We start from the raw sequence: 22,545 nt of genomic DNA, 5'->3' as shown, positions 1-22,545 counted from the left end.
CAGAATGATTCTCTAAATTAAACACCTGACAATCAGATGCTTAATTCAATATTAATTGTTAATTTTTAATTGTTAATTTTTCATTGTTCACTCCGAACGCAACGACTTCACCGGATCAACCAAAGCGGCTTTGATGGATTGATAACTGACCGTAACGGCAGCAATGACGAACGTCACCAGGATCGCAGCCAGGAAAATTGCGGGGCCGATCTGAATGTGATACGCGTATTCGCGCAGCCAGAGATCCATTCCGTACCACGCCAGCGGAGCCGCCAGCACGAACGCGATGAGCATGAGCCAGATGAATTCGCGGGAAAACAACAGCACAATGCTGGCAACCGAAGCGCCCAGTACTTTCCGGACGCCCACTTCCTTGGTACGCTGGACGGCCATCAACGAAACCAGGCCGAATAGTCCCATCGCACCGATAATGATGGCAATACCCGAGAAAAGCCGGAACGCATTGTACATCTTTTCTTCCTGCATATACAGTTTCGCAATGTGCTCATCCACAAACTCATACCGAAAAATCGACTCCGGATTCAGCTCCGTCCAATCCTGCTCGATCTTCGTTAGGGTTTCGCGCAGGTTCTGCGGTTTCAGTTTAACGCTGGTTTGCCAGAACGCTCTCGAATTGTAGGTCAGGACGCAGGCCCGGATTTTTTTGTGTTTCGATTCGCTCTGAAAATCCCGGACCACACCCTGAATAATGGCCTGAGCGCCCGCCACCCGCACCCGCTTGCCAACCGCATCGGCATCTTTCTGAATACCCAGCCGCCGAATCAGCGTCTGATTGACCACCACGTTGTTCGTCGTGTCTCCTTCCACTTTTTTCGTGATCGGTTCGCCCGCTGTCATTTCCAGCTGGTACATCGGAATGTAATTTTCATCGACCAGTTTCAGTTCGGTTACGTCATCCTCCGCCATTCCCAATTCCGGGGACGAAAAGGGCGTAAAATTGAAGTTGAAGGCTGGTCCGGCGGACGCAAAACTGAACTGTTCGACGCCCGGATTGCCCTTTAGCTTCTGTCGCATCACATCCGCCTTATTGCCCGACCAGAAGGAAACGATGGCTTCTTTTTCAAAACCCATATCCTGATTGACGAAATAATCCATTTGACTCGCCACCACCAGCGTTCCAATGATCATGACCTGCGTAATGGCAAACTGCAGAATGACCAGCCCTTTCCGAACCGTCATTCCACTCACGGAAGTATCCGTCGCGCGGGCTTTCAGGGCTTTGATCGGCTGAAAACCGGACTGAATAAACGCCGGGTACAAACCCGCTAACAGAATCGTTATCAGCACGATACCGGAAATAATGGCAATCACTGCAGGCTCGGCAAGCTGACTGGCGTCGAGCCGAATGTCCAGCAGCGGTTTGGTGAAGGGTAGAAAAGCCAAAACCGCCAGCAGCGCCAGCACCGTGGCCATGCCAACCAGCAGGGTGGTTTCGCCCAGCACCTGACCAACGAGTTGGCCTCGAAAAGCGCCCAACGCCTTCCGAATTCCGACTTCTTTTGACCGCCGAACCGCCTGCGCCGTCGCCAGATTCACGAAGTTGATGCAGGCCGTCAGAATGATAACGAGAGCAACACCCGCCAATCCGTAAATGGTTTCTTTGGAGCGCGGCATCGTAATCTGCGTCAGGTAACGTTTGTCGAAGTGAATTTCCCGCAGGGGTTGCAGCAGCAATGCGGCATCTTTGGCAATTTCCTGGCCCCAGTTTTTCCGGATAAAAGCCGGAAATCGTGCTTCCACGCGTTTGGGCTGCAGTTTTTCCGGCAAAACCACGTAGAGATAGCCCCCCTGAATCGACCAGAAATTCTTTAAATTCATGTCTTTCCGGACGGTTTCCCAGGATACCAGAAAATTGAAATTCAAATGCGTATTAGACGGCAAATCCCGGATCACACCGCTCACGCGCAGGTCTTTCTCGTTATCCAGCCGGACGGTTTTTCCCATCGGGTCCACATCGCCGAAGTATTTGCGGGCCATGGTTTGGGTCAAAACAATGTTGTTGGGTTCCCGCAATGCGGTTTTGGGATTACCCGACAGCCACTCAAAATCAAACACTTGCGGAAAGCTGCCGTCAGCGAAAGCGAAGCTTTCTTCCAGAAATTTTTCATTACCAACCTGAATCTGGGCTTCCCGCTGGTAAAGAAATTGTGAAACCTGCTCGGCCTCCGGGAAGTCGGTGCGGAAAGCCGGAGCAACGGCAAACGAAACGCTCGGGTTGTAATCCAGACCGTGAACGGTTACCCGGTACGTCCGGTCGGCTTTCCGGTTGAAGGCATCGTAACTCAGTTCATTCCGAACCACCAGAAAAATCAAAATACAGGCCGCCAGCCCCAGCGCCAGCCCCGTCACGTTGATAAAGGAGTAACTTTTCTGCTGCAGAATCGTCCGGTAGGCAATCTTGAAATAGTTGCGTAGCATATCAGTAGCGTGCGGTTTTGGGGAATAATCCGGTTTTCGTTTCAAAAATTGGGGTTGCAGAAATTGCAGCACTTCCCAGCCATACTGCCAGCGGGCCTCCCGCTCCCCAAACAGCCTTGCATTGCGCAAAAACCGCTCGTGCAGATCGCCCTGAATCTCCTCCAGCAAGTGAGGGGCGCAAAACCAGCTCAGAAGTCGGTAAGCCCAGCGGGGAGGTTCGTTTTTCATAATGAATAATGAACAATTAACAATGAATTTCCAGACCTATTCAACTGACTTTCAGAATTATACAATCCGATCATTGTTCATTATTCATTGTTAATTGTTCATTTATAAACTTACAACCGGCAGGCCCTGCGGGGAAATGGAATCCCAGAGCTGCTGGCGGACAGCCCGAATGTCGTGCAGCGTTCGGCTGCCCAGCACCGTGACGGAGAAGAGCCGTTTGCGTCGTCCACCGCGTTCAGCCGTGGCATCTCCCAGGTGCGACTTCAGCATGCCTTTTTCTTCCAGCCTGTGCAAAGCCGCGTGAACGGCGCTGATACTGACCGTCCGGCCCGTTTGCCGGTCCAGTTCGTCGGTGATCGCAACGCCGTAAGCGCCTTCGGCCAAAACCGCTACGGTCAGCAGAACCACTTCTTCAAACTCGCCTAAATAGGATCGTCTCATGGAAAAGAGATATAATTAACTTCTGTAGAACAAATCTATTGCCAGAAACAAAAAATGGCCCAACAAGGCCATTTGACCGATTTCTGGAAAGTTGGCTGTCCGAATTCGTACAGTTGGAATGTCCGAACCCGAACAGCCGGGACCTGGTTCAGGGTTTATTTAATGGCTTTCAGGCTGTATTCCTGGTACGGTTTATTGATCGTCATCAGGTAATTCAGGGTTTGATCGGGGCTTTTGAGTTTCAGGTGGTATTTGCCGCTGCTCAGGTGCCGAATGTCGAAGTAGCGGTTGTAACCGGCCAAGTAGCTCGATTCGTTGTAGTAGACGGTCGTCGATTCATCATCCGTGAGTTCGATCTGCACCTTTTTCTGCTCCGGATTGGCGAAGCTGACGCGAAGTTTGGCCGATTCCGAGATAAATGGATTGGCCATAAACAGGCGGTTTTCGATCGGAACAAATTCCTCCGCCGGTTTTTCTGAGGGCACAAACCGGTTCGATGAACTGACGCTGCTGTAACGGAAGTCGTTGGTCGCCAGCAAATCATATGATTTTACCTGCGACGCCAGGAGTTCGCTGTTCACCATTCGGTTCAGCATTTCGTCAAACAGCCGCATGTTGCGTTTGGTCAATTTGACATATTTGCCCCGAATCGTTTCCTGATAAATGGGTTCACTCCGGGCGTTAAAAAACCGGATGACCGTGTTCCGGGTGGCATAATCAGTTTGAATTTTCCAGTACCCTTTTCCCTGATCGTTTCCCGAACGAAAATCCGGCTGAGCAGTGGCTACCAGCGTGGTGAAAAGAAGAACAATCACGAGCAGGGCCCGGAGAGAATGATCGGCAATTTGATGAACGGTTTTCATGGATTGTGCTTGTTGTTTACAGGTTGTTAATTTGGTTATTATTAGTTCAAAATTTGTAAAACAAATCGGTTGCCAGAAACGAAAAAAGGTATTCAGGCTTAAATAATGGACTTTTTAGCAAAATCGCCTGTCCGAAACCGCACAGAATCTGTCTGTTTAGGAGGACATTCATTTCGGTTTACAAAGCAGCCGATTTGTTTTCAGACGGCTAAATGAAGTTGACGAAAAGGCGGAAAAATGTGACAAGAAGCCATTTCCGGGTTACCAGTTGTTTGGAGACACCTCAGGGAATTGCTACCAATCGATACGATTGCGGATTGGATCGAATCAGTAATTTGTAATTATAGGATTTCTGAACCCCCGAAACTTCAACCCGGAATTTCCCTTCCGCCAATTGGGTCAGATTCAGGTTGCGGACATAGTGTGTCAGTGTCGATTTCTCCTTGAAAATGTACCGCCCCTGATCATCCAGTATCATCACCAGCATGGGCTCCTGCCGGAGATTCACCACCTGAATTTTCATTCTGCCGTCGGTATTGATGGCAACATCCGAGCGTAACGGATTGGTTTCCAGCGGTTCGTTCAGCGAAGCCAGCACGTAAGAGGTCGAAACCGGTTTCGACAGGGGCGTTGAAGTAACATGGTTTGGAACTCCGGTGGTGGTCGCCACCAACTCGTGACTTTTTACTTCCGCCGAGAGCAGTTGGTTGGTCAGCAACCGCTGCAGCATCGAGTCGAACAAGCGAATGTTGTGATCGGTCAATTTTACATACCGCCCCGACAGGGTTTCCTGATAAATGGGTTCATGATGGCTGTTAAAAAACCGAATTTTGGTTTGCTGGCTTGCTGCATCGGTCTGGATTTTCCAGTAAGCTTTCGACGAATCGGTTTTGGCGTAATAATCAGCCTGGGCTGCGGCCACAAAACCGCTGAGAACGAAACACATAACCAGCAGATGCCGGCATCTGCAAACGTTTTTTTTGAGCTGGATTTTCATGAGTATTGTGCTGTTGTTTACGGGAGTTAGGGAAGTTATTATTAATTCAATATTTGCAGAACAAATCTGTTGCCAATCCGAAAAAAGTGCCTTAATTCGTCAAAAAACCGGGAATTTCCGTTTAGGTTGAAGACAATTCGTCCATTATTGGACACCAGACGTCCTGGAATGGACAGTAGAATCGAGCGTGCTGATGAATTTAAATGAAAGATGAAGCGACAGCCGGAAACGTTGCATCTCCCCTGCCCTGTTTTTTGATATCAAATTGTTTCCTGCAAACCAGGGAATAGGATTTAAGCCGAAAACCGCCGGACTGCTTATATTGCAGAAATACCGGTTTTGGTAAAATCCGGTCGTTTTTGAGTGTCCACAATCGGTCAGGCAAACCGTCCATTTGCGGACAAAAACCGCAACTAAATTAAAAATAAACCTCTCATTGTCAACATTTTAAATTTTGGTACGGCTTTTGGCAATTGCTTGATTACATCTAAACCCGGTTTCGCACCCCTAACGGTTCTCATCTCATGTTACAGAATTATATCAAAGTGACGCTCCGCACGTTCTGGAAAAACAAGCTGTTCAGCGGACTTAATATTGTCGGCCTGGGAATTGGCCTGGCTTCCGTCTGGTTGATGGCGTTGTACGTTTTTGATGAGCTGAGTTTCGACCGTTTTCACGCCAAAGCTGACCGGATTGTCCGCGTCGTTCAGTACATTCAGTGGTCAGGGGGCAATATCAAACTGGCTCCAACCTCCGCACCCTTTGCTCCGGCTCTTAAAAACGATTACCCGGAGGTCGAAAAAACCGTGCGCTTCAATCCGGAAGGGGGCGGGCAGATAACGTACAACGACAAGAAGATCGATGTCAATGATATCTTTTTCACTGATCCGTCGGTCTTTGAGGTATTTACCTATCCCTTTCTGTACGGGGATCCGGCTTCTGCGCTGACCAAACCGCAATGCATCGTTCTGACGAAAAGTGTGGCGCAAAGTCTGTTCGGCGATCCCCAAAAGGCCGTTGGAAAAGTCGTTCTGTTTAGCAATAATTTCCCGAATACCGTGACGGGCGTCATCGAGGACGTGCCGACGAACTCCCATCTGCATTTCCACGCGCTTCGCTCTTTGCCGACGAATTACACCGGCGGCTGGCAGAATTCGGAACTGTTTACGTACCTGCTCCTGACCGAAGGCAGCGATTTCAAAACCCTGGAAGCCAAAATGCCCGGATTCTTTCAGAAATACCTCAAAAAAGAGCTGGGTGATGTCGACTACCGAATTGAACTTCAGCCGCTAACGTCGATCCACCTTAATTCCCACCTTGACTACGAGATCGGTGCCAATGGCAGCGCCCGTACGGTTTCCATTTTTTCGGTGGTGGCGGCTCTGATTCTGGTGATTGCCTGCATCAATTACGTTAATCTTTATACGGCACGTTCACTGAAACGAACCCGCGAAGTCGGCGTTCGGAAAGCGATTGGCTCGTTCCGGCAGCAATTGATCGGTCAGTTTCTGGCCGAGTCGATGCTCATGACGTTCGTAGCGGGTTTGGTCAGCACCGGCCTCATCAGCATCGCACTCCCTTATTTCAATCAATTGGCCGACAAGCAGTTATCAATCGACAGTTTGCCAAATACCTTTCTGATCATCTCCGCTCTTTCGTTGGCAGTGGGCGCTCTGAGCGGTTTGTATCCGGCCTTATTGCTATCGGGCTACCGGCCGGTGTCGGCCCTGCGCGGGCAGTTGGGCGACCAGTCGGGCAGTTTGTTTTTCAAAAAGTCACTGGTGGTTTTTCAGTTTGTAGCCACCATTGCCCTGATTGCCTGTTCCGGGATTGTTTATCGTCAGTTGAATTACGTGATGCACAAAGACCTCGGTTTTAACAAAGAACAGGTGCTTACGTTTCATATCAGCAGTCAGGAAACCCGCCTGCGCGTTGAAGCGCTGAAGGAAGCTCTGATGCGTAACCCGTTGATTGAGAACGCATCGGCAGCCAGCAATCCCATTGGCAATAATAACATCGGAGGCAACGGCATGTTCTTTGAGCAAAATGGAGCCATTTCGGCCAGTACGCAGGCGGTTCAGAAATTTACGGTCGACCCGGATTTTCTGAAGACCATGGAAATCAAACTGGTGAGCGGCAGAAACTTCTCGGAGTCCTTCAAAAGCGATTTGACGGATGCGGTTTTGGTCAACGAAACGCTGGTAAAAAAACTCGGCTGGACGAATCCCGTTGGCAAGCGGGTGAAATACTACATTGATAATGATAAGAATACCGCCGAAGCCCGCGTAGTGGGCGTAGTAAAGGATTTCCACACGTATTCACTCCAGCATAAAATTGAGCCGCTGGTGCTGCAAATGCCCGCGCCAGCCGATAAAGACAATCTATACGTCCGGATTCAGCCCGCCAAGGTGACCGAAGCCCTGGCCTTTATCCGATCGACGTACCGGACCTTCGATCCGGCCAACACCTTGGACTTCCACTTCCTCGACGAAAATTTTTCGAAGCAGTACAAAGCCGAACAGAAACAGGGCGAGATCCTGCTGACCTTCACGATTCTGGCCGTCATTATTGCCTGTCTTGGCCTGTTCGGTTTGACGGCTTTTGCCGCCGAGCAACGAACCAAGGAGATTGGCGTTCGGAAAGTACTCGGCGCATCGGTCTCCAGCATTGTGCTGCTGCTGTCCAAAGATTTCCTGAAACTGGTGGTTATCTCAATTCTTATTGCCTCTCCCCTGGCGTGGTACGCCATGAGTCAGTGGCTCCAGAGTTTCGAATACAAACAGGCTCCGGCCTGGTGGGTGTTTGCCCTGGCAGGTTTCCTGTCACTGGTCGTCGCCCTTCTGACCGTGTGTTTCCAAAGTATCAAAGCCGCCCTGACCGACCCCGTGAAGTCGCTCCGGAGTGAATAGGTTTGCAAGGCCCATTGCAAACGAAAAAACCGGTCTTTCGACCGGTTTTTTCGTTTATGTTTGCAGCATGAAGATTCTTTCCCTGACCGACCTGAACGAAGAACAATATCTGTCTATCCAAGCCCTCGAACTTCGTTGCAAAGCCGACGATGCGTTGCTGGGACATATTCACTGGGACAAGTCCATGAATTATTTTCAGTCGATGCGTCACTGGTTTTTACTTTACGAAAATGATGCCCTGATCAGTGTTCTGTCGGCTTTTGCGCCCACCACTACGCAGATTGAATTTAACGGCTATACGCTCCCCAAAGCCCGGCGCAAAGGGTGCTACTCCACGCTGCTGGAGGTTGCCGCCGACGAAGCCCGGAAATACGACTATGAACACGCCCTGTTGATTTCTGAACAGTCCTCCGAGGGGGGTCAGGCGTTTGTCCGACAGTTGGGCGCCCAGCATTCCAATACAGAATACCAGTTGATCTGGAAACCGGTTTTGCTCCCCTCAGTGCCCGGTTCTACTCAATCCCTTCAACTTGTCGAAGCTGAATTGAACGACCTGGAGTCGTTAACGACATTAAGTCAGGCCATCTTTGGCGGTACGCTCGAAGAAGCCCGGAAGTTGCTGGAAACTACCATCCAGACGCCCCACCTCACGCAATATGTGGCAACGCTGGCGGGAAAAACCGTCGGCATGGTGGCTACCAATTTCGTGCAAAACGACGCCTGGATCATCGGTTTGGGCGTTTGTCCCGAGCATCAGGGTCAGGGAATCGGCAAGACGATCCTGCTCCGGATTCTGGCGATTCTTCAGGAATCCGAAGCCGATAAAATTCTGATCGAGGTGGATTCCAGCAACGAAGCGGCTTTGCACCTCTACCAAAAAACCGGTTTTGAAATTCAAATGGGGCAGGATTATTTCCGGCTGGCTTTATAATAAATGAGAGAAGTTGTTTCGCTTAACTTCGCGAAACAATTCTATTTTCACTAAGCACTCATTTATAGACATTTGTCCAGTAAACTCCCTGCTGGCATCCCGACTTTTGCAGCGTTCAATCCAACAAAAGTCGTCATGAAAGAAATCATCTTATTCTCCCTGCTGTTATCAGCCACCGGCGCATTCGCTCAGCGTTCCTTTTCCAAAAACGAATTGAGTATCAACGCCTTTCGGAATCCGTCGATCGGCCTGGAGTTCCGCCATCGGCAGCTTTCCATTCACGCCGGTTATTACCCGACTGCAGTTTCCAAAAACAGCGAAGGCAGTCCGCAGACGACCTCCTTTTTCCGTACGGGTGTCAGCCTATGGTTTCTACCCGTTGGCCGCAAAGAAAATCCCTCATCGTTTTACACCTCCCTCTCCTACGTCCGCGGGCTCGACCGCACCTATAAAAACGAGAACGGCCTGATGGTCGATGGCGGTTTTCGCTGGATGATCTGGAAAGGCCTGAATGCCCGAATCGGTGCAGCGGTGCTGGCCGCCCCCAACCATACGATCAAACTCAATCCCACCGGCGGACTCAGCTATTCCTTTTTCTTCAATTAATTCATTCAAACCGCATTTCAGTCATGAAAACGCAATCTCTTCCTTCGCTCAAAACCGTTGGCAACCTCCTGATTGCCGGTTCCATTGCAGTACTGGTCCCTTACACGATCCTGACGGTCGTTTTCGATTACCCGAACATTCTGCGCCAGGAACCAGGGGTCATCCTGACCCGGTTTCACGCAGGTGGTCCGCAGCTCATTGCCGTCTGGTGGACCTTCGCCATCACCGGCTTGCTGCTGCTCATTGCCTATGTCAAGCTGGGGCAATACTTTGAAAACCAGCACAAATCCGTCCGCTGGGTGACAACGATCGGTATCATTTCGGGCATTGCCCAGATCATTGGCCTGTTACGCTGGACGTTCGTTGTGCCGGTTTTGGCCGACCGCTACGTTCACTCGGCGGACCCGGCCGTTCGGGAATCGGTTGGGGTTATCTTCCAGGCCGTCCACCAGTTTGGCGGGGTATTGCTGGGCGAACACATCGGGCAGTTGTTCACCGTGATCTGGACGGTCATGATTTCGCGGGTCTTCGATCAACTCCGGGTGTTTCCTCGTTGGGTAGCGGTTTTCGGCTACGTGGCTTCGGGTATTTACCTATTAGCTCAAACCGAGCTAGTTGCCACGGTTGTTCCCAACTTCCCGGTTTTTGATCTGGCGGGATTCATTGGTAGCACGTTGTGGCTGGTTTGGCTGGTTTTAATCGGGGTGAAATTTCGAACACTTGGTAATCTTCTTGAAAAGAAAAGTTATTTCGCAGAGTTAAGAGCTGTCTAAAAATGAAATTACAACTGTTCTCAGATTGCCCCCAACCCCCTAAAGGCCGGGCGGCCGGTGCCGGGCTTTAATCGGTATGGCAAAGCTCCCTTTAGGAGGTTGGGGGCGGACCTTTATGGTAGAAGATGAGATTTTTCTCCGCTTAACTCCCTTTTACTCTGCTTATCTCCGCGCAATGACTCCTTTAAACTTAACTATTCGCATCCTTCCCTTCCTCCAGCTTTTTAATCATGCCAGCTACACTGTTCTTGTTCAGTTCGTTAGGCGCTTGCGGAAGGGCGGCTTTGAGATACAGGAGCGCTTTTTTGAAATCGCCCAGGGCTGACAGACCGCGACCCATTCCGACGTTGGTCGTAAATACATTGGGGTTCTTGTCGTAATTGATCTTAAAAACCTCGTACGCGTCTTTTGTCCGTTTTTGCTGCAGTAACGTGCGGGCGTATTGGTGCAACTCGTTCATATTTCCCATCGGAACGGCTTCTTTCATCACCGCATCGGCCTCAGTCGAACGGTTGAGTGCCACCAGAGTCATGGCTTTCGTACTGAGCGTCTGGAAGTTTTTCTGACCGATGAACGGCAAATTTACGGCCTGATCGGCCCAGACCAGCGCCTGATCCAGATCGGTTTTGTTCTGAACGCAATAGGTAGCTGCCTGAACGAACGACTGCCACGTAAAGCCCTGGGAATTACGCAATTCCTTTTTAAAGGAAGCAATCTGGTTTTTCACCACATCGGCTTCTACCCTGAACGGAATCATACGCTTTTCCCATTCCAGCGCCACCGTGGCCGAGTTGTCGGTCTGGTCGATGAATTCGTATTTGAGCCACTCCACGCTTTTGTCGAGGGACTGATTTTTAACCGTAACCCGCAAAGCGTCCTCCGTGGGTTCGTAGAAGAAACTGCCCCAGGAGGTGGCATTTTTCGAGAAAATAACCGTCGTCTCGGCTTCGCCCAGCAGCATGTGCAAACCGTACGTTCCGGCGGGCAGGTCTTTGCCTTCGACCTTTACATCATCCGAAAAAGAAATGGTCGTATTTTCGTTGGCCCCGGCCCGCCAGGGAGCGGCTTTGCTGCTGCCAAAGCCCGGATCAATCAGCCCGTAATGCGCCACCGACGTTCCCCAGATTTTGCCTTCGCGACCTTTAACGCCGGGTCGGTTGTAATGAATCGTGATGGTAGTGAGGCCAATTTGCTCGGAAACCGATGCTCCTTTGTTACCACCACCCGGAATGGCCGTAAGCTGTTGGGCCGAAACGGTGAGCGAACAGATTGCAAAAAATGCGAAGAGGAAGATAAAACGTGCTTTCATGATTATGTCGATAAAGTGAATTCCGCATAAAATAAAAGCATGAAAACCGCTTGCATCTCCCGCAGTTTGGGGGATTTAGGTGCTGAGAACGAACTGTTTAGCCGAATAAAGTTTGGAAAGCGCAAAAATCAAAACCGCATCACATAATACTGGCAGGTAAAGGTCTGGCCAAATTCGTGAATGGTTTTCTGATAAGTAGGCTGAAACCCGTACCGTTCGTAAAACCGCATCAGCGGGGGCCGCGTCGCATCAGTTTCCAATTGGATCTCGTGAATGCCCCGTTGCCGACAAACGTCATGGCAGAATTCGAGGATCGACTGAAACAGATTCTGGCCCGCAAACTGCCTCCGAATGGCCAGCTTATGGATGAACCCGGCGGTTTGATCAGGAACGTCACCGAAATAAAGCGGATCTTTCCACTGCAGCGTGAACGTAGCCGCCGGGACTTCCAGCCCGTCGTCACCGACGGCGTACATCACGTAAGAATTGCCGGTAGTGTATGCGTCGAACAGGTTTTCGGCTGTCAGCGAGTCAATATTCCAAAGGGTTTGTCCGCTGTCGACGAGCCACTGGCCTACTTCCCGGACGATCCTCAAAAAGGTATCCGGTTGGTCATTCCGAAATATATAGGTCATTCCTGGTTGTTTTTATTCCAAAACCTGCCGTTCGACCAGCCGTTCCGCCATCGGCAGCAGCGTTTCTTCCAGCGGCAATCGGCGTTTTGATTCCACCATAAACGTGGCTGGATTGGGCAGGAACGGCCGACGGCGAATCAATTCCAGTTTCAGGGTTTCGTAGGTTACGCCAATTCCTTTCCGAACGGAGTCGATATACCGCGTCCTGAGGGGCTGGGTAGTGGTCTGGCTGGTATTCGTAAAGGTAAAACCGGGCAGGGCCAGCCCCGTCCAGCTCAGGTTAAAATAATAGATATGGGTCTGGGAATGAGCCGTCCAGTGCAGAAAAAGGTACCCTTCGTCCCGGCGCAGGGGCAGCATTCCGATCGGTGTCAGGGTTAAGTTGGCAGCCAGTTCGTCGGCCATTTGCTGACCTTTCGTCAGCGTTTGACCAAACCGGGGCAGCGCAAAATTGAGAATAGAGTCGATTTCTGCCATATAATCCTCTTCCTCCTGCCGGGGCTGGTACCGTACCGTAAGACTTTCGGGGTCAATTCCAGTGGCGTCCTTGGGAAATGAGGCAGAAAGCGTACCTTTGCGGTTCCGAAATCGGAGGCTGCTTTCGTAATGATCGCGCAACTCCGTCAGGTCCGGGTAGAGCTTTTTGTCAGAAAAATGTTGCTGAACGTTTTGCAGGTAAGCCAGAACAACAAACTTTTTGTATTCCAAATCAATCAGTCCTTGTGTCAACCAGTCTTTCTGAAGTTTTTTCATAGACAAATCCAATGAAAAACGGTGAGTCTTGTTGTTTAGTAAGGTAACGAAAAAACGCTTTCTGCCAAATAGTGTTTGGTCAAATTTTTCTTCCGCAAAAAAATAGTCGCTCTAACCCGTTGATTACCAAACTGACATTACAAATCGGAAATTTTGTCAGTATTACCAGAAAAAAGTGGTCTGGCACAATAAGTGACCAGTGTCGACCGTCAAGCCCGGCCTGAAATACGGTCAGTTGAGGGTCGGCTATTTATCAAGCATTAAACAAGTTAAACTTCTAAAACACAAGCCCATTATGGAAGCAGTAACGGAAAGTAAAGTAAACGTAAGACCGTTGGCTGACCGGGTGCTGGTTGAAGCAGCACCTGCTGAAGAAAAAACCGCATTTGGTATCATTATCCCCGACACAGCTAAAGAAAAACCACAACGTGGAACGATCGTAGCCGTTGGCTCGGGCAAAAAAGATGAGCCCCTGACCGTTCAGGTTGGCGATACCGTTTTGTACGGTAAATATGCCGGTACCGAGATCACCGTAGATGGTAAGGAGTATCTTATCATGCGGGAATCGGACATTTTTGCCATTATCTAAGGTTCTTTTCCAGTCAAAACCGGCGCATCCGCCTTTTGACCAACCGGAAAACCGTTTGCATTACTCGTTAAAACCATTAATTCCTTTTCACTCATGTCTAAGAAAATATTTTTTGATATCGACGCCCGCGACCGGATCAAGAAGGGTGTTGATACCCTCGCCGACGCCGTTAAAGTAACGCTGGGACCTAAGGGCCGGAACGTTATTCTGGATAAAAAATTCGGCTCACCGGCCATCACCAAAGATGGTGTTACCGTTGCCAAAGAAATTGAACTGAAAGACGCCATCGAAAACATGGGCGCTCAGCTGGTAAAAGAAGTAGCTTCCAAAACCGCTGATTCAGCCGGTGACGGAACTACGACAGCTACCGTTCTGGCCCAGGCAATCTACTCGATCGGGGTGAAAAACGTGGCCGCCGGAGCGAACCCGATGGACCTGAAACGCGGTATCGACAAAGCGGTTGTTGCCGTTGTCGACAACCTGCGTTCACAGTCGCGCGCCATCGAAACGTCGAAAGAAATTGCGCAGGTAGCCACGATCTCGGCCAACAGCGACGAAGAAATCGGCAGCATGATCGCTGACGCGATGGAAAAAGTAGGTAAAGAAGGTGTAATCACCGTTGAAGAAGCGCGCGGAACGGAAACGGAAGTAAAAACCGTGGAAGGGATGCAGTTTGATCGGGGTTACCTGTCGGCTTACTTCGTGACCAACACCGACAAAATGGAAGTGGAACTGGATCGTCCGTTCATTCTGATTTCGGAGAAAAAAGTTTCTTCGATGAAAGAATTGCTGCCGGTTCTGGAGCAGGTGGCCCAAACCGGTCGTCCGCTGCTGATCATCGCGGAAGACGTGGATGGTGAGGCTCTGGCGACGCTGGTGGTGAACAAAATCCGGGGTGCCCTGAAAGTGGCTGCGGTGAAAGCGCCGGGCTTTGGCGACCGTCGGAAAGCCATGCTGGAAGACATCGCGATTCTGACCGGTGGTCAGGTGATCGCCGAAGAGCGTGGTTTCAAACTGGAAAACACGACCATCGACTTCCTGGGAACGGCCGAAAAAATCATCATCGACAAAGATAACACGACTGTTATCAATGGTTCCGGTGAGAAAGAAAACATTACGGGCCGTGTCAATCAGATCAAATCACAGATCGAAAACACGACTTCGGACTACGATAAGGAAAAACTGCAGGAGCGTCTGGCAAAACTGTCAGGCGGTGTAGCCATCCTCTACATCGGTGCGGCTACCGAAGTAGAAATGAAAGAAAAGAAAGACCGCGTGGATGATGCCCTGCACGCAACCCGTGCAGCCGTTGAAGAAGGTATCGTTGCCGGTGGTGGTGTGGCTTTCATCCGGGCTATCAAATCGCTGGATGCGGTTCAGACCCGGAATGAAGACGAAAAAACCGGTGTGAACATCATCCGGGTTGCCCTCGAATCTCCGTTGCGGACGATCGTGGCGAACGCCGGTGGTGAAAGCTCCGTAGTGGTTAACGCCGTGAAAGCTGGCGAAGGCGACTATGGCTACAACGCCCGCGAAGATCGCTACGAAAACCTGATTGAAGAAGGTATCATCGACCCGACGAAAGTATCTCGTCTGGCGCTGGAAAACGCGGCTTCAATCGCCGGTCTGTTGCTGACCACCGAATGTGTGGTTGCCGACGAACCCGAAGAAGCACCCGCAGGTGGAGCCGGACACGGCCACCCCGGCGGAATGGGCGGAATGATGTAAAAAACCCTCCGTTTTTCGGATAAACTGAAAGCCCCCGGCCGCGTGTCGGGGGCTTTTGTTCTTAATAATAAATGTAAAAGTGTCTTAGAATACCTCACTTTTACATTTAGCATTCATCATTTTACATTTATTATTAGTTGACTGATGTGAATTATTTTCTACAATTCGACACACTATTTGGGTACAACTTTACTTATTTAAAATTAAAAACCACCCTTTTAGGCCTGAAAAGGCGGTTTTTACGAATTGGCACGCATTTTTCCTTCTCATTAGCGTAGTTCAATCAACTTAAACCAAAACTTGGGAACGTCATGGGAAATTTGCTTTATGTCATCGCGGTAGTATTAATCATCATTTGGTTAGTCGGATTGTTGGGCTTCGGTAGTTTTGGAATGGGTAACATCATCCATGTGCTACTGGTGATCGCCGTTATTGCCATCATTTTGCGATTGATCCGTGGAGATCGGGTTGTGTAGATACCAGGAATCAACTTGAATATAAGTAAGTGAAAAAGCCTCCGGAGTTTTCCGGAGGCTTTTTAATTATGGAATCAATTCTCTACGCGCGTTTAAACCTTCGCCCGGAAGATCGATCCAACTCCAAAAACAAACAGATACGAACATGAAAAAGGCATTGATAATGATTGCGGCTGTTGGACTGCTGATTGGCGGTTGTACTTCGCAACGCACGACAACAACCCGGAATGACCGGTATGATCGCTACGACCGGCGCGACAGTCGGTATGGCCGCTACGATAATCCGGACGTTCGGGAAATTCCGCTGGAAAATAAACTGGCCCGCTGGGAAAACGAACTGCGGCTCACCAATCGCCAGAAACGCGAAATCAGGAATATTCAGGATCGCTACGAAAGACGGGGGCTGACCCGCGACGAACGCAACGACCGGCGCGATTACCGCGAATTGCAGCAACAAAAACGGCAGGATTTGATGTCCGTGCTGACACCCAGCCAACGCGAAAGACTTTTCCAGCTGGAGCAACAAAACCGCCGTAGCTAATACGAAAAAAGGACGCAACCCAGCGTCCTTTTTCTTTTTTCAGGAATTGAATACCTTGCCCGCCGAATTCCATTCCTGAATAGCTTCCATGAATTACTCGTATTGTATAGTTACTGACTTGACGCTGCCTTGTCCGTTACTCCCTGAAACGCTAAGGCCAATCCGAGGGGCACGGTCCCAGCGCGGTAGATACGAACCGTTTACCGGCGATTGGATGATTGACTCGGGTTTACTGCCTGCCACCGACCAGGAAAAATCATAAAACTGTCCCACCCGGCTTCTGACCTGCAATCGGACGGGAGACGTCGATTCCGGCAACGATTTTGATTGAATCACCGTTCGAACGCCGTCTTTCACCTGCCAGAGTTCAATCGCTCCTCTCCGTACGCCGAATCCCAGCGCGTTGGCAGCATCGCCGTACAACGTAATGCTCTGGAGCAAATCCGACTGTGGTTCGACGGTGGTTGAAAAGGTGAAATTTCCTTTTTTAATGACCATTCCCAGAAAGCTCCCGGTCGCATTTGTCGCGGTATTTGTCAGCTTCAACGAACCATTTCCGACGGTAAACTCCGGCTTTGGCAAACTCACATCCCAGACCCAGAAATCGTCGGTCACCGGTTTTGCGAAATCGACGGCCAGATTCAGCTCCTTTTTCTGAGCGGTTTTTGAGGGTGATTCGGCCTGAGCTGGCACGGCGGTTCCGTAGCGAAAAACCGGCCACTGCGTTTTTTCATCCCAAACCAGCTCACTCAGAACGCCTTGCCGACCGGCAAAGGTAAAATCGGTTCCGTTGTACGCGTGGTGCAGGTAGAAATAGCGGTTGTCCGGCGTCGTGACCACAGTGCCGTGTCCGGGGCATTTCCAGGTATCATCGCTGACCAGAACCGGGTTTCCGGCAAACTTCTCCCACGGCCCCTGGAATTTTTCCGCCCGCGCCAGACCGACCTGGTAATTGCAGCGCTCCCCGCAACAGGCATTCCCGGAATACAGCATGTAAAAATACTTCCCGCGCTTAAACAACGCCTGCCCCTCTGCCCCACCGGCTTCCCAGTTGTTGCGGTCGGCAGTCAGCATTGTGAACTCTTTGCCGATCACTTTCAACCCGTCCTGTGCCAGTTCGGCGCCGAGCAGTTCGATCGACTTACCCTTGTCCAGGCCGTAGGCTTTCCAGGAAATATACAGTTTACCCTGATCTTCGATCACAAAAGCGTCGATGGCTTCGGAAGTCCACTCGATGATAACCCCGTGGTCCGTAAATCCTTTGGTCAAATCGCGGGTGGTTGCAACGCCGATGAACGAGCGTTTATCTGATTTCCGGCGGGCGGTGTAATACACGTAAAAGGTACCGTTCCGGTGGAACAACTCCGGGGCCCAGTAACTGCCCATCGTCCAGTCCGGAAGTTTCGAAAAAACCGGCCCGACGTACGACCAGTTCACCAGATCACGCGAGGTATAGATGGGGTAAGCGGGTCCCCATTCGGAGGACGTACCGACCGCGTAATAGGTGTCGCCCACGCGGATGACCGACGGATCGGCAAAATCGCCCGCGATGACCGGATTGCGATAGGTAGCCGTTGGAGCGGTTTTTTGGGCATGGCAGGGAGTAAAAAAGAGGGTAAAAAGGAGGCCGATACAAACAAACTTCATTCGTTCCTGTTGATTTATTTTAGTAAACAAAAGTAAGAAGTAGTACGTCGGAATAAAGAAAAAAACCGGTTTTACGCCGTGTTTTATCCAAAACAATGAGTATTACCGGCGCGAGTGCCCCTTCTTTACACAGTTTTCCGTCCGATTCATCGAATAAATGAGTCCTTTTTTTCTATTGGTCATGGCTTCCCTGCTGGTCTCCAACCCCGACGATGACACGAAAAAGAATCGCCGGATGAAAAACCGTGTGGAAGTCCGGGAATACCGCAACCTGATTGAAGAAATTACGTACCACGACCGGTGGAAAAAAGTAGCTACCGTTCGAATGTATGACAAAGCCAACCAGCGGCTTTCGGAAGAGCATTACAACGATTTTCAACTGGGCGTCCGGCACGGCCAGACCCGCTGCTGGTACCCAAACGGGCAACTTCACTGGACGTGTGATTTTAAAGAAAACGAAATTAACGGCCCCTTCTTTTCCTATTACGAAGACGGCACACTGAAACGAAAGGAGTTTTATCGTCGCGGTACGGTTCGGAAAGGAGAATGTTTTTCGCCGGAAGGCACGGCTGTTTCGTGCCAGCCCTTGTCGCAAAAAGCGGAATTTGAGGGCGGTCAGAAGAAATTTATTGAATTTTTGCGGAGTCGATTGGGTCACCTGCAACCGGAGAATCCGTCGTTTTTTTTCACGCTGCGGGCAACGCTGTCGGAAGACGGGATTCTGTTTGGTCTGCAGACGTTACCCTATATGGAACAACGCCCCGATTCCGAACGCCGGTTTTCGAAGCAGGTGGTGGAATCTCTACACGACATGCCCCGCTGGAAACCGGTCGTATTCGATGATCAGACGGTGCAGAGCGATCTGTTGATCAACATTTTTTTCAGCAACGGCAAGGTCTACACCGGAAGCTACGGGCTCAATTTCTAAGCCGCACGACCAACGTAGTCAACACCTTCCGTTGAACCGCGCATACCGAAAAAAAGTTAATTCAATACCGGCAACACCATCCGGATTTCGGTGAATTCCCCTTCTTTCGAGTGAATCTCGATTTTTCCGCGGTGAAGCTGGACGATATCTTTGGTCATGAACAAACCCAGACCGGTGCCTTTGGACGTGGGCTTTGTGGTAAAAAACGGGTTAAAGAGGTTGTTGATTTCCCGTTGCGGAATCCCCTTCCCGTTGTCGCGAATTTGCAAAATAACCTGATCATCCCGCAGGCTGGTAACAATCCGGATTTCGGGTGTGAAGTCTTTAGCAAGTTTACTTTTTTCGAATAATGTATAGTAGGAGTTACTCACGATATTCTGAACGGCCTGACCGAATTCGTTGGGGAGCAGATTGGTTCGAATGGCTTTTTTATCCAGATTCAGTGCCAGTTGGATGGCAAAATCCGGATAATCGGTTTTCAGCTTGTTCAACACAACCCGCACTTTGTTCTCGACAAACTGATTGAGATCGGTTTCCTGAAAATCCCGCGATTTTTCCCGGAGCAACACTTGCATGTCCTGCAAGATCCGGGTTGTGCTGCCGCTATGTTCCTGAATTTTAGCGAGATTCATTTTCAGCACGCCGAGATCATCCAGAACGTCGTCCAGCGAGTCCGGCTCTTTTTTCAACCCATCGATCACTTCTTCAATAAGCTCCTCCGACAATTGCGAAAAGTTGCTGACGTAATTGAGCGGGTTCAGAATCCGGTCAACAATTCCTTTGGTCAATTGCCCGACTGACGCCAGCCTTTCCTGCCGAATCAATTCGTTCTGGGTATTCCGTAGATCGTGCAGCGTATTTTCAAGGTTTTCCAACAGCCGGGTTTTGATGAAAGCCGCAATCAGGTGTTCGCGCAAGTTCCCGATCATGCTGATGTCGCGCTGATCGAACGCACCGGACCGGACGGTGTTTTCGAGCGTAATGAATCCTTCGATATGCCCTTCGTTTTCGATTACAATGGTAATCAGCGACTTGGGCGTATCCAGATCGTCGATGGGGCTGTTTAGCGGCTCGTAATAAACGTCGTTTTTGAGGTAGATATCCTCAAAAATCTCCACGGTTTGCGACAGATAGCGGGTTTCGGCCTGTTCCCGCGTGAGCTGAACCGACTCGACATGAGCCAGTTCCCGGTTGCTGCGCAACGCCTTGAACTGGTAGGAATTCGTCGGTTTGTCGTACACCAGAAAGCTCGCGCTGTTCATGTTCCGAATCACCGAAAACTTGGTCAGAATGGTCTGGAAGAGGTTGGCGAAGTCAATTTCGGCGTTGATCGACTGCACAATCAGGTCAATTTTTTCAAGCTGATCGTTCTTGATCGCCAGTTCCTCCGATTGTTTTTCCAGTTCTGACTTCTGACTGACGACCTCCTCGGTGCGCTCCTGAATCAGGTTCTCCAGCGATTGTTTTTCCCGCAACACCCGGTTCAGCCGCCAGCGCACCACCAGATAGATCAGCAACCCGGTTCCGAGTACGAACAGCGCAATCACCCACCAGCGACCGTACCAGGGCGGCTGTACGGTAAACGAGTAGGTGGCTTCCCGGCTGGGGGTTTCGTAGATATTGCGCGCCCGGACCCGAAACAGGTAGTTGCCCGGCGGCAGGTTCGTGTATTCCTTCTTGCTTTCCGTCGTCCAGTCCGACCAGGTTTTGTCATAATTTTCGAGCATGTACTGAAAAGCAATGCCTTTTGCAACGGGAAAACTGGCCGCCGAATATTCGAAGCTAATGTCGTTGAGCTGGTCTTTCTCCTGAACCGTCTGCACCTTCCGGATCAACGCCTGATACGGCAACCCGTATTTTTTGGGAACTGCGGCATTGTACCGGATCACGCCATCGCGCCCACCGAACCAGACCAACCCCTGATTGTCCAGATAAATCAAATTGATCGGCGAGGTGGAAACCGGCAGAAAAGGCGTTATAAATTCCTTAAAACCAGAACCTTGTTTCTGGTAGAGTGTAATGCGTTTCTTGTCACCTTCCACCGTCCAGATATTTCCGTTGCGATCTTCGACGAGGTTATTTTTCCAATACGCCGTACCCGGTTTTCCCAGTCCAAACGGGCTGTAGGGCGAAAACCGGTTTTTGGTCGCATCGTACTTAAAAATGCCTTTTTCGTTGTACACCAGCACTCCCTGCGTTGTGGTGGCTACGCGGTTATAAAACAGGGTTGGCAACCCCTGCAAGTTGGAAAACGACTGAATCTGGTTCGTTGCGGGCATCAGATGATACAAACCGGCCGTCAGTGTTTCCAGCCAGACCGCACCGGTTTGGTCTTCGTGAATACCCACGATCCGCTCCGTCAAACCGGAAATAGGGCGATAACTGGCGGATTTCCCGCGCAAAACCGTCAGGATGCCCGCTCCGTTTTCGGTGCCGACGTACACGCGGGCCGGATCTTTCCGGGAAGTTGCTAAACTTAGCGTGTAAGCCTGCGTCAGCGCCTGAAGACGGCCGTCGGTTATTTGATAAACGCCTTTGCTGGTGGCCACGAAGAGCGAACCGGCGGCTTCGGCTAAAGAGAAACAACTGGCGTTCAGGCCCGAAACCGGCTGGATCGTTGAACGGGTCAGTTGAAAAAGTCCATTAATCGTTGCAATGAAAACCGTATTGCCCACGCGCCGGATGTCCATGACTTCGCCCGTCAGCCGCGACGACGCGCCAAACAGCGTAAGTTGCGACGGCACTTCAATCTGCGCCAGACCGTTGTTGAGCGCCAGCCACAAATTCCCCTCCCGATCGGTAAAGAGTGCGTTGGCGAGTTGGTCGGTCACCCCATCGATCCCGCGAATCGTTTGCTTTAGCTGCCCATCGGGCGAAAGCACCAGAATACCGCCGTGCAGGGTCGCGATGGCAATCGAGCCGTCGCTCAGCAACGCGCCACTGGTAGCCTGGCTGGTGGCCAGATACGAATTAACCGGACTTTTGAAAACGTCAATGGCGTTGTCGGAAAGCTGAAATAATCCCTGATTACTCGTAATGAGAAGTGATTTTCCGCCCCCCAGTGGTACCATTTTCAGAATATCAAACAGCACCGGCACGCTGACTTTCTGGTCGACCGCCGTGATCGACCCGTTCGCAAACCGGTTTAACCCGACCTGTTTCTGAAAAAGATAAACCGACTGATTGGCCTGAAACGCCGACTGAATTTCGTGGGTTGTCGACCATTCGTTGACGGATTTGCCATTCCAGCGGAAGACGAATTTACGGGCAACAAAATAGATTCCATCGGTGGTTTCGAGTACCGCGAGAATTTCGCTAAAGCGGTTTTTAACCTTCTGGCTCAGGCTCACAAAACCGAGTGTTCCGGTGCTGTCCGGTTTTAATACGCCAAATTCGCCGTTGGCACCGACGTAAATCGACCCGTTTTTCGCCCGCAACAAGGCCGATACTTTGGTGATGTTTGTGGTCGGAATGGTCCGCCAGTTCAGTCCGTCGTATTCCAAAACCCCGGCGAAATTCCCGATGTACATCACTCCGCGCTGGTCCTGGGTCAGGGCAAAATTCTGTCCGTGGGCGTTGTACTGACTGGGCTGGTAAATCCGGCTTGGCGGCTCGCCCTCATCTGCCCCATTCTTTTGGCCGAATGCCGATACGGCAAGGACGAAAAGGAACAGAAAGCGCCAGCAAAAGGGAAACGTAAGCCGAATCATGATAGCTAAATTGTGGGTCAGTCTACGAGCTCCGGTTTAAAA

18 protein-coding genes are annotated in these 22,545 nt (G+C 50.6%); 9 read left to right on the top strand and 9 right to left on the bottom strand.

The genetic code is table 11. The features are described from left to right. Window positions 1–87: 87 nt before the first annotated feature. From GJJ30_RS12050 to GJJ30_RS12035, 4 genes are all read right to left on the bottom strand, one after another. Window positions 88–2,667 carry an ABC transporter permease gene (locus GJJ30_RS12050; protein WP_205880557.1) on the bottom strand — a complete coding sequence of 860 codons (2,580 nt, stop codon included), beginning with the start codon at window positions 2,665–2,667 and terminating at the stop codon, window positions 88–90. Window positions 2,668–2,769: 102 nt separating this feature from the next. Then, window positions 2,770–3,108, bottom strand: a complete 339-nt coding sequence (locus GJJ30_RS12045) for a PadR family transcriptional regulator (RefSeq protein WP_154175403.1) — start codon at window positions 3,106–3,108, stop codon at window positions 2,770–2,772. A 155-nt stretch (window positions 3,109–3,263) separates the two neighbouring features. Beyond that, window positions 3,264–3,971 carry a DUF3244 domain-containing protein gene (locus GJJ30_RS12040; RefSeq protein ID WP_154175402.1) on the bottom strand — a complete coding sequence of 236 codons (708 nt, stop codon included), beginning with the start codon at window positions 3,969–3,971 and terminating at the stop codon, window positions 3,264–3,266. Window positions 3,972–4,254: 283 nt separating this feature from the next. After that, window positions 4,255–4,917, bottom strand: coding sequence for a hypothetical protein (locus GJJ30_RS12035; protein WP_154175401.1), 663 nt, complete (start codon window positions 4,915–4,917; stop codon window positions 4,255–4,257). A 575-nt stretch (window positions 4,918–5,492) separates the two neighbouring features. On the opposite strand from GJJ30_RS12035, the gene GJJ30_RS12030 reads away from it, so the two are divergent. The 4 genes from GJJ30_RS12030 (at window position 5,493) to GJJ30_RS12015 (ending at window position 10,187) form a co-directional block, all read left to right on the top strand. Continuing rightward, window positions 5,493–7,877, top strand: coding sequence for an ABC transporter permease (locus GJJ30_RS12030; protein WP_154175400.1), 2,385 nt, complete (start codon window positions 5,493–5,495; stop codon window positions 7,875–7,877). A 67-nt stretch (window positions 7,878–7,944) separates the two neighbouring features. Continuing rightward, window positions 7,945–8,808 (top strand): GNAT family N-acetyltransferase, encoded by an 864-nt coding sequence (locus tag GJJ30_RS12025; protein ID WP_154175399.1) that lies wholly within the window; start codon window positions 7,945–7,947, stop codon window positions 8,806–8,808. Between the two features lie 135 nt (window positions 8,809–8,943). Beyond that, window positions 8,944–9,414, top strand: a complete 471-nt coding sequence (locus GJJ30_RS12020) for a hypothetical protein (protein ID WP_154175398.1) — start codon at window positions 8,944–8,946, stop codon at window positions 9,412–9,414. Between the two features lie 23 nt (window positions 9,415–9,437). After that, window positions 9,438–10,187 (top strand): DUF4386 domain-containing protein, encoded by a 750-nt coding sequence (locus GJJ30_RS12015; RefSeq protein ID WP_154175397.1) that lies wholly within the window; start codon window positions 9,438–9,440, stop codon window positions 10,185–10,187. A 190-nt stretch (window positions 10,188–10,377) separates the two neighbouring features. Here the strand turns inward: GJJ30_RS12015 and GJJ30_RS12010 are convergent, their stop codons facing one another. The 3 genes from GJJ30_RS12010 to GJJ30_RS12000 all read right to left on the bottom strand — a co-directional run bounded on the left by GJJ30_RS12010 (window position 10,378) and on the right by GJJ30_RS12000 (window position 12,884). Beyond that, on the bottom strand, window positions 10,378–11,496 hold the full coding sequence (locus tag GJJ30_RS12010) for a DUF2911 domain-containing protein (protein ID WP_154175396.1): 1,119 nt from the start codon (window positions 11,494–11,496) through the stop codon (window positions 10,378–10,380). A gap of 128 nt (window positions 11,497–11,624) precedes the next feature. After that, window positions 11,625–12,131 (bottom strand): GNAT family N-acetyltransferase, encoded by a 507-nt coding sequence (locus GJJ30_RS12005; RefSeq protein WP_154175395.1) that lies wholly within the window; start codon window positions 12,129–12,131, stop codon window positions 11,625–11,627. A 12-nt stretch (window positions 12,132–12,143) separates the two neighbouring features. Further along, window positions 12,144–12,884: a hypothetical protein gene (locus GJJ30_RS12000; RefSeq protein ID WP_154175394.1), complete on the bottom strand. Its 741-nt coding sequence runs from the start codon at window positions 12,882–12,884 to the stop codon at window positions 12,144–12,146. Window positions 12,885–13,179: 295 nt separating this feature from the next. Here GJJ30_RS12000 and GJJ30_RS11995 point away from each other — a divergent pair, with 295 nt between their 5' ends. The 4 genes from GJJ30_RS11995 to GJJ30_RS11980 all read left to right on the top strand — a co-directional run bounded on the left by GJJ30_RS11995 (window position 13,180) and on the right by GJJ30_RS11980 (window position 16,218). After that, window positions 13,180–13,473 carry a co-chaperone GroES gene (locus GJJ30_RS11995; RefSeq protein WP_154175393.1) on the top strand — a complete coding sequence of 98 codons (294 nt, stop codon included), beginning with the start codon at window positions 13,180–13,182 and terminating at the stop codon, window positions 13,471–13,473. Window positions 13,474–13,566: 93 nt separating this feature from the next. Continuing rightward, a complete protein-coding gene (gene groL / locus GJJ30_RS11990) occupies window positions 13,567–15,201 on the top strand; it encodes a chaperonin GroEL (RefSeq protein ID WP_154175392.1) in 1,635 nt (544 codons plus the stop codon). Window positions 15,202–15,512: 311 nt separating this feature from the next. Continuing rightward, entirely contained in the window at window positions 15,513–15,677 is a 165-nt protein-coding gene (locus tag GJJ30_RS11985) for a lmo0937 family membrane protein (RefSeq protein WP_124872763.1), read from the top strand. A gap of 145 nt (window positions 15,678–15,822) precedes the next feature. Continuing rightward, a complete protein-coding gene (locus GJJ30_RS11980) occupies window positions 15,823–16,218 on the top strand; it encodes a hypothetical protein (RefSeq protein ID WP_154175391.1) in 396 nt (131 codons plus the stop codon). 93 nt (window positions 16,219–16,311) lie between these two features. On the opposite strand, the gene GJJ30_RS11975 is transcribed toward GJJ30_RS11980, so the two are convergent. Beyond that, window positions 16,312–17,865, bottom strand: a complete 1,554-nt coding sequence (locus GJJ30_RS11975) for a glycoside hydrolase family 43 protein (RefSeq protein WP_154175390.1) — start codon at window positions 17,863–17,865, stop codon at window positions 16,312–16,314. A 181-nt stretch (window positions 17,866–18,046) separates the two neighbouring features. On the opposite strand from GJJ30_RS11975, the gene GJJ30_RS11970 reads away from it, so the two are divergent. After that, window positions 18,047–18,793 carry a toxin-antitoxin system YwqK family antitoxin gene (locus GJJ30_RS11970; protein WP_170299174.1) on the top strand — a complete coding sequence of 249 codons (747 nt, stop codon included), beginning with the start codon at window positions 18,047–18,049 and terminating at the stop codon, window positions 18,791–18,793. 56 nt (window positions 18,794–18,849) lie between these two features. Here the strand turns inward: GJJ30_RS11970 and GJJ30_RS11965 are convergent, their stop codons facing one another. Then, a complete protein-coding gene (locus GJJ30_RS11965) occupies window positions 18,850–22,503 on the bottom strand; it encodes a sensor histidine kinase (RefSeq protein WP_154175388.1) in 3,654 nt (1,217 codons plus the stop codon). Window positions 22,504–22,545: the final 42 nt, after the last annotated feature.

Origin of the sequence: Larkinella terrae (assembly GCF_009668025.1) — a bacterium.
Taxonomy (GTDB): Bacteria; Bacteroidota; Bacteroidia; order Cytophagales; family Spirosomataceae; genus Larkinella; species Larkinella terrae.
Note: the sequence above shows the minus strand (reverse complement) of the source record. Positions and strands in the feature narration are given on the sequence as shown.

Coding starts and splice junctions, on each gene's coding strand:
- GJJ30_RS12050 (WP_205880557.1), bottom strand. CDS start 2,667: ATGAAAAACGAACCTCCCCGCTGGGCTTACCGACTTCTGAGCTGGTTT.
- GJJ30_RS12045 (WP_154175403.1), bottom strand. CDS start 3,108: ATGAGACGATCCTATTTAGGCGAGTTTGAAGAAGTGGTTCTGCTGACC.
- GJJ30_RS12040 (WP_154175402.1), bottom strand. CDS start 3,971: ATGAAAACCGTTCATCAAATTGCCGATCATTCTCTCCGGGCCCTGCTC.
- GJJ30_RS12035 (WP_154175401.1), bottom strand. CDS start 4,917: ATGTGTTTCGTTCTCAGCGGTTTTGTGGCCGCAGCCCAGGCTGATTAT.
- GJJ30_RS12030 (WP_154175400.1), top strand. CDS start 5,493: ATGTTACAGAATTATATCAAAGTGACGCTCCGCACGTTCTGGAAAAAC.
- GJJ30_RS12025 (WP_154175399.1), top strand. CDS start 7,945: ATGAAGATTCTTTCCCTGACCGACCTGAACGAAGAACAATATCTGTCT.
- GJJ30_RS12020 (WP_154175398.1), top strand. CDS start 8,944: ATGAAAGAAATCATCTTATTCTCCCTGCTGTTATCAGCCACCGGCGCA.
- GJJ30_RS12015 (WP_154175397.1), top strand. CDS start 9,438: ATGAAAACGCAATCTCTTCCTTCGCTCAAAACCGTTGGCAACCTCCTG.
- GJJ30_RS12010 (WP_154175396.1), bottom strand. CDS start 11,496: ATGAAAGCACGTTTTATCTTCCTCTTCGCATTTTTTGCAATCTGTTCG.
- GJJ30_RS12005 (WP_154175395.1), bottom strand. CDS start 12,131: ATGACCTATATATTTCGGAATGACCAACCGGATACCTTTTTGAGGATC.
- GJJ30_RS12000 (WP_154175394.1), bottom strand. CDS start 12,884: ATGAAAAAACTTCAGAAAGACTGGTTGACACAAGGACTGATTGATTTG.
- GJJ30_RS11995 (WP_154175393.1), top strand. CDS start 13,180: ATGGAAGCAGTAACGGAAAGTAAAGTAAACGTAAGACCGTTGGCTGAC.
- groL (WP_154175392.1), top strand. CDS start 13,567: ATGTCTAAGAAAATATTTTTTGATATCGACGCCCGCGACCGGATCAAG.
- GJJ30_RS11985 (WP_124872763.1), top strand. CDS start 15,513: ATGGGAAATTTGCTTTATGTCATCGCGGTAGTATTAATCATCATTTGG.
- GJJ30_RS11980 (WP_154175391.1), top strand. CDS start 15,823: ATGAAAAAGGCATTGATAATGATTGCGGCTGTTGGACTGCTGATTGGC.
- GJJ30_RS11975 (WP_154175390.1), bottom strand. CDS start 17,865: ATGAAGTTTGTTTGTATCGGCCTCCTTTTTACCCTCTTTTTTACTCCC.
- GJJ30_RS11970 (WP_170299174.1), top strand. CDS start 18,047: ATGGCTTCCCTGCTGGTCTCCAACCCCGACGATGACACGAAAAAGAAT.
- GJJ30_RS11965 (WP_154175388.1), bottom strand. CDS start 22,503: ATGATTCGGCTTACGTTTCCCTTTTGCTGGCGCTTTCTGTTCCTTTTC.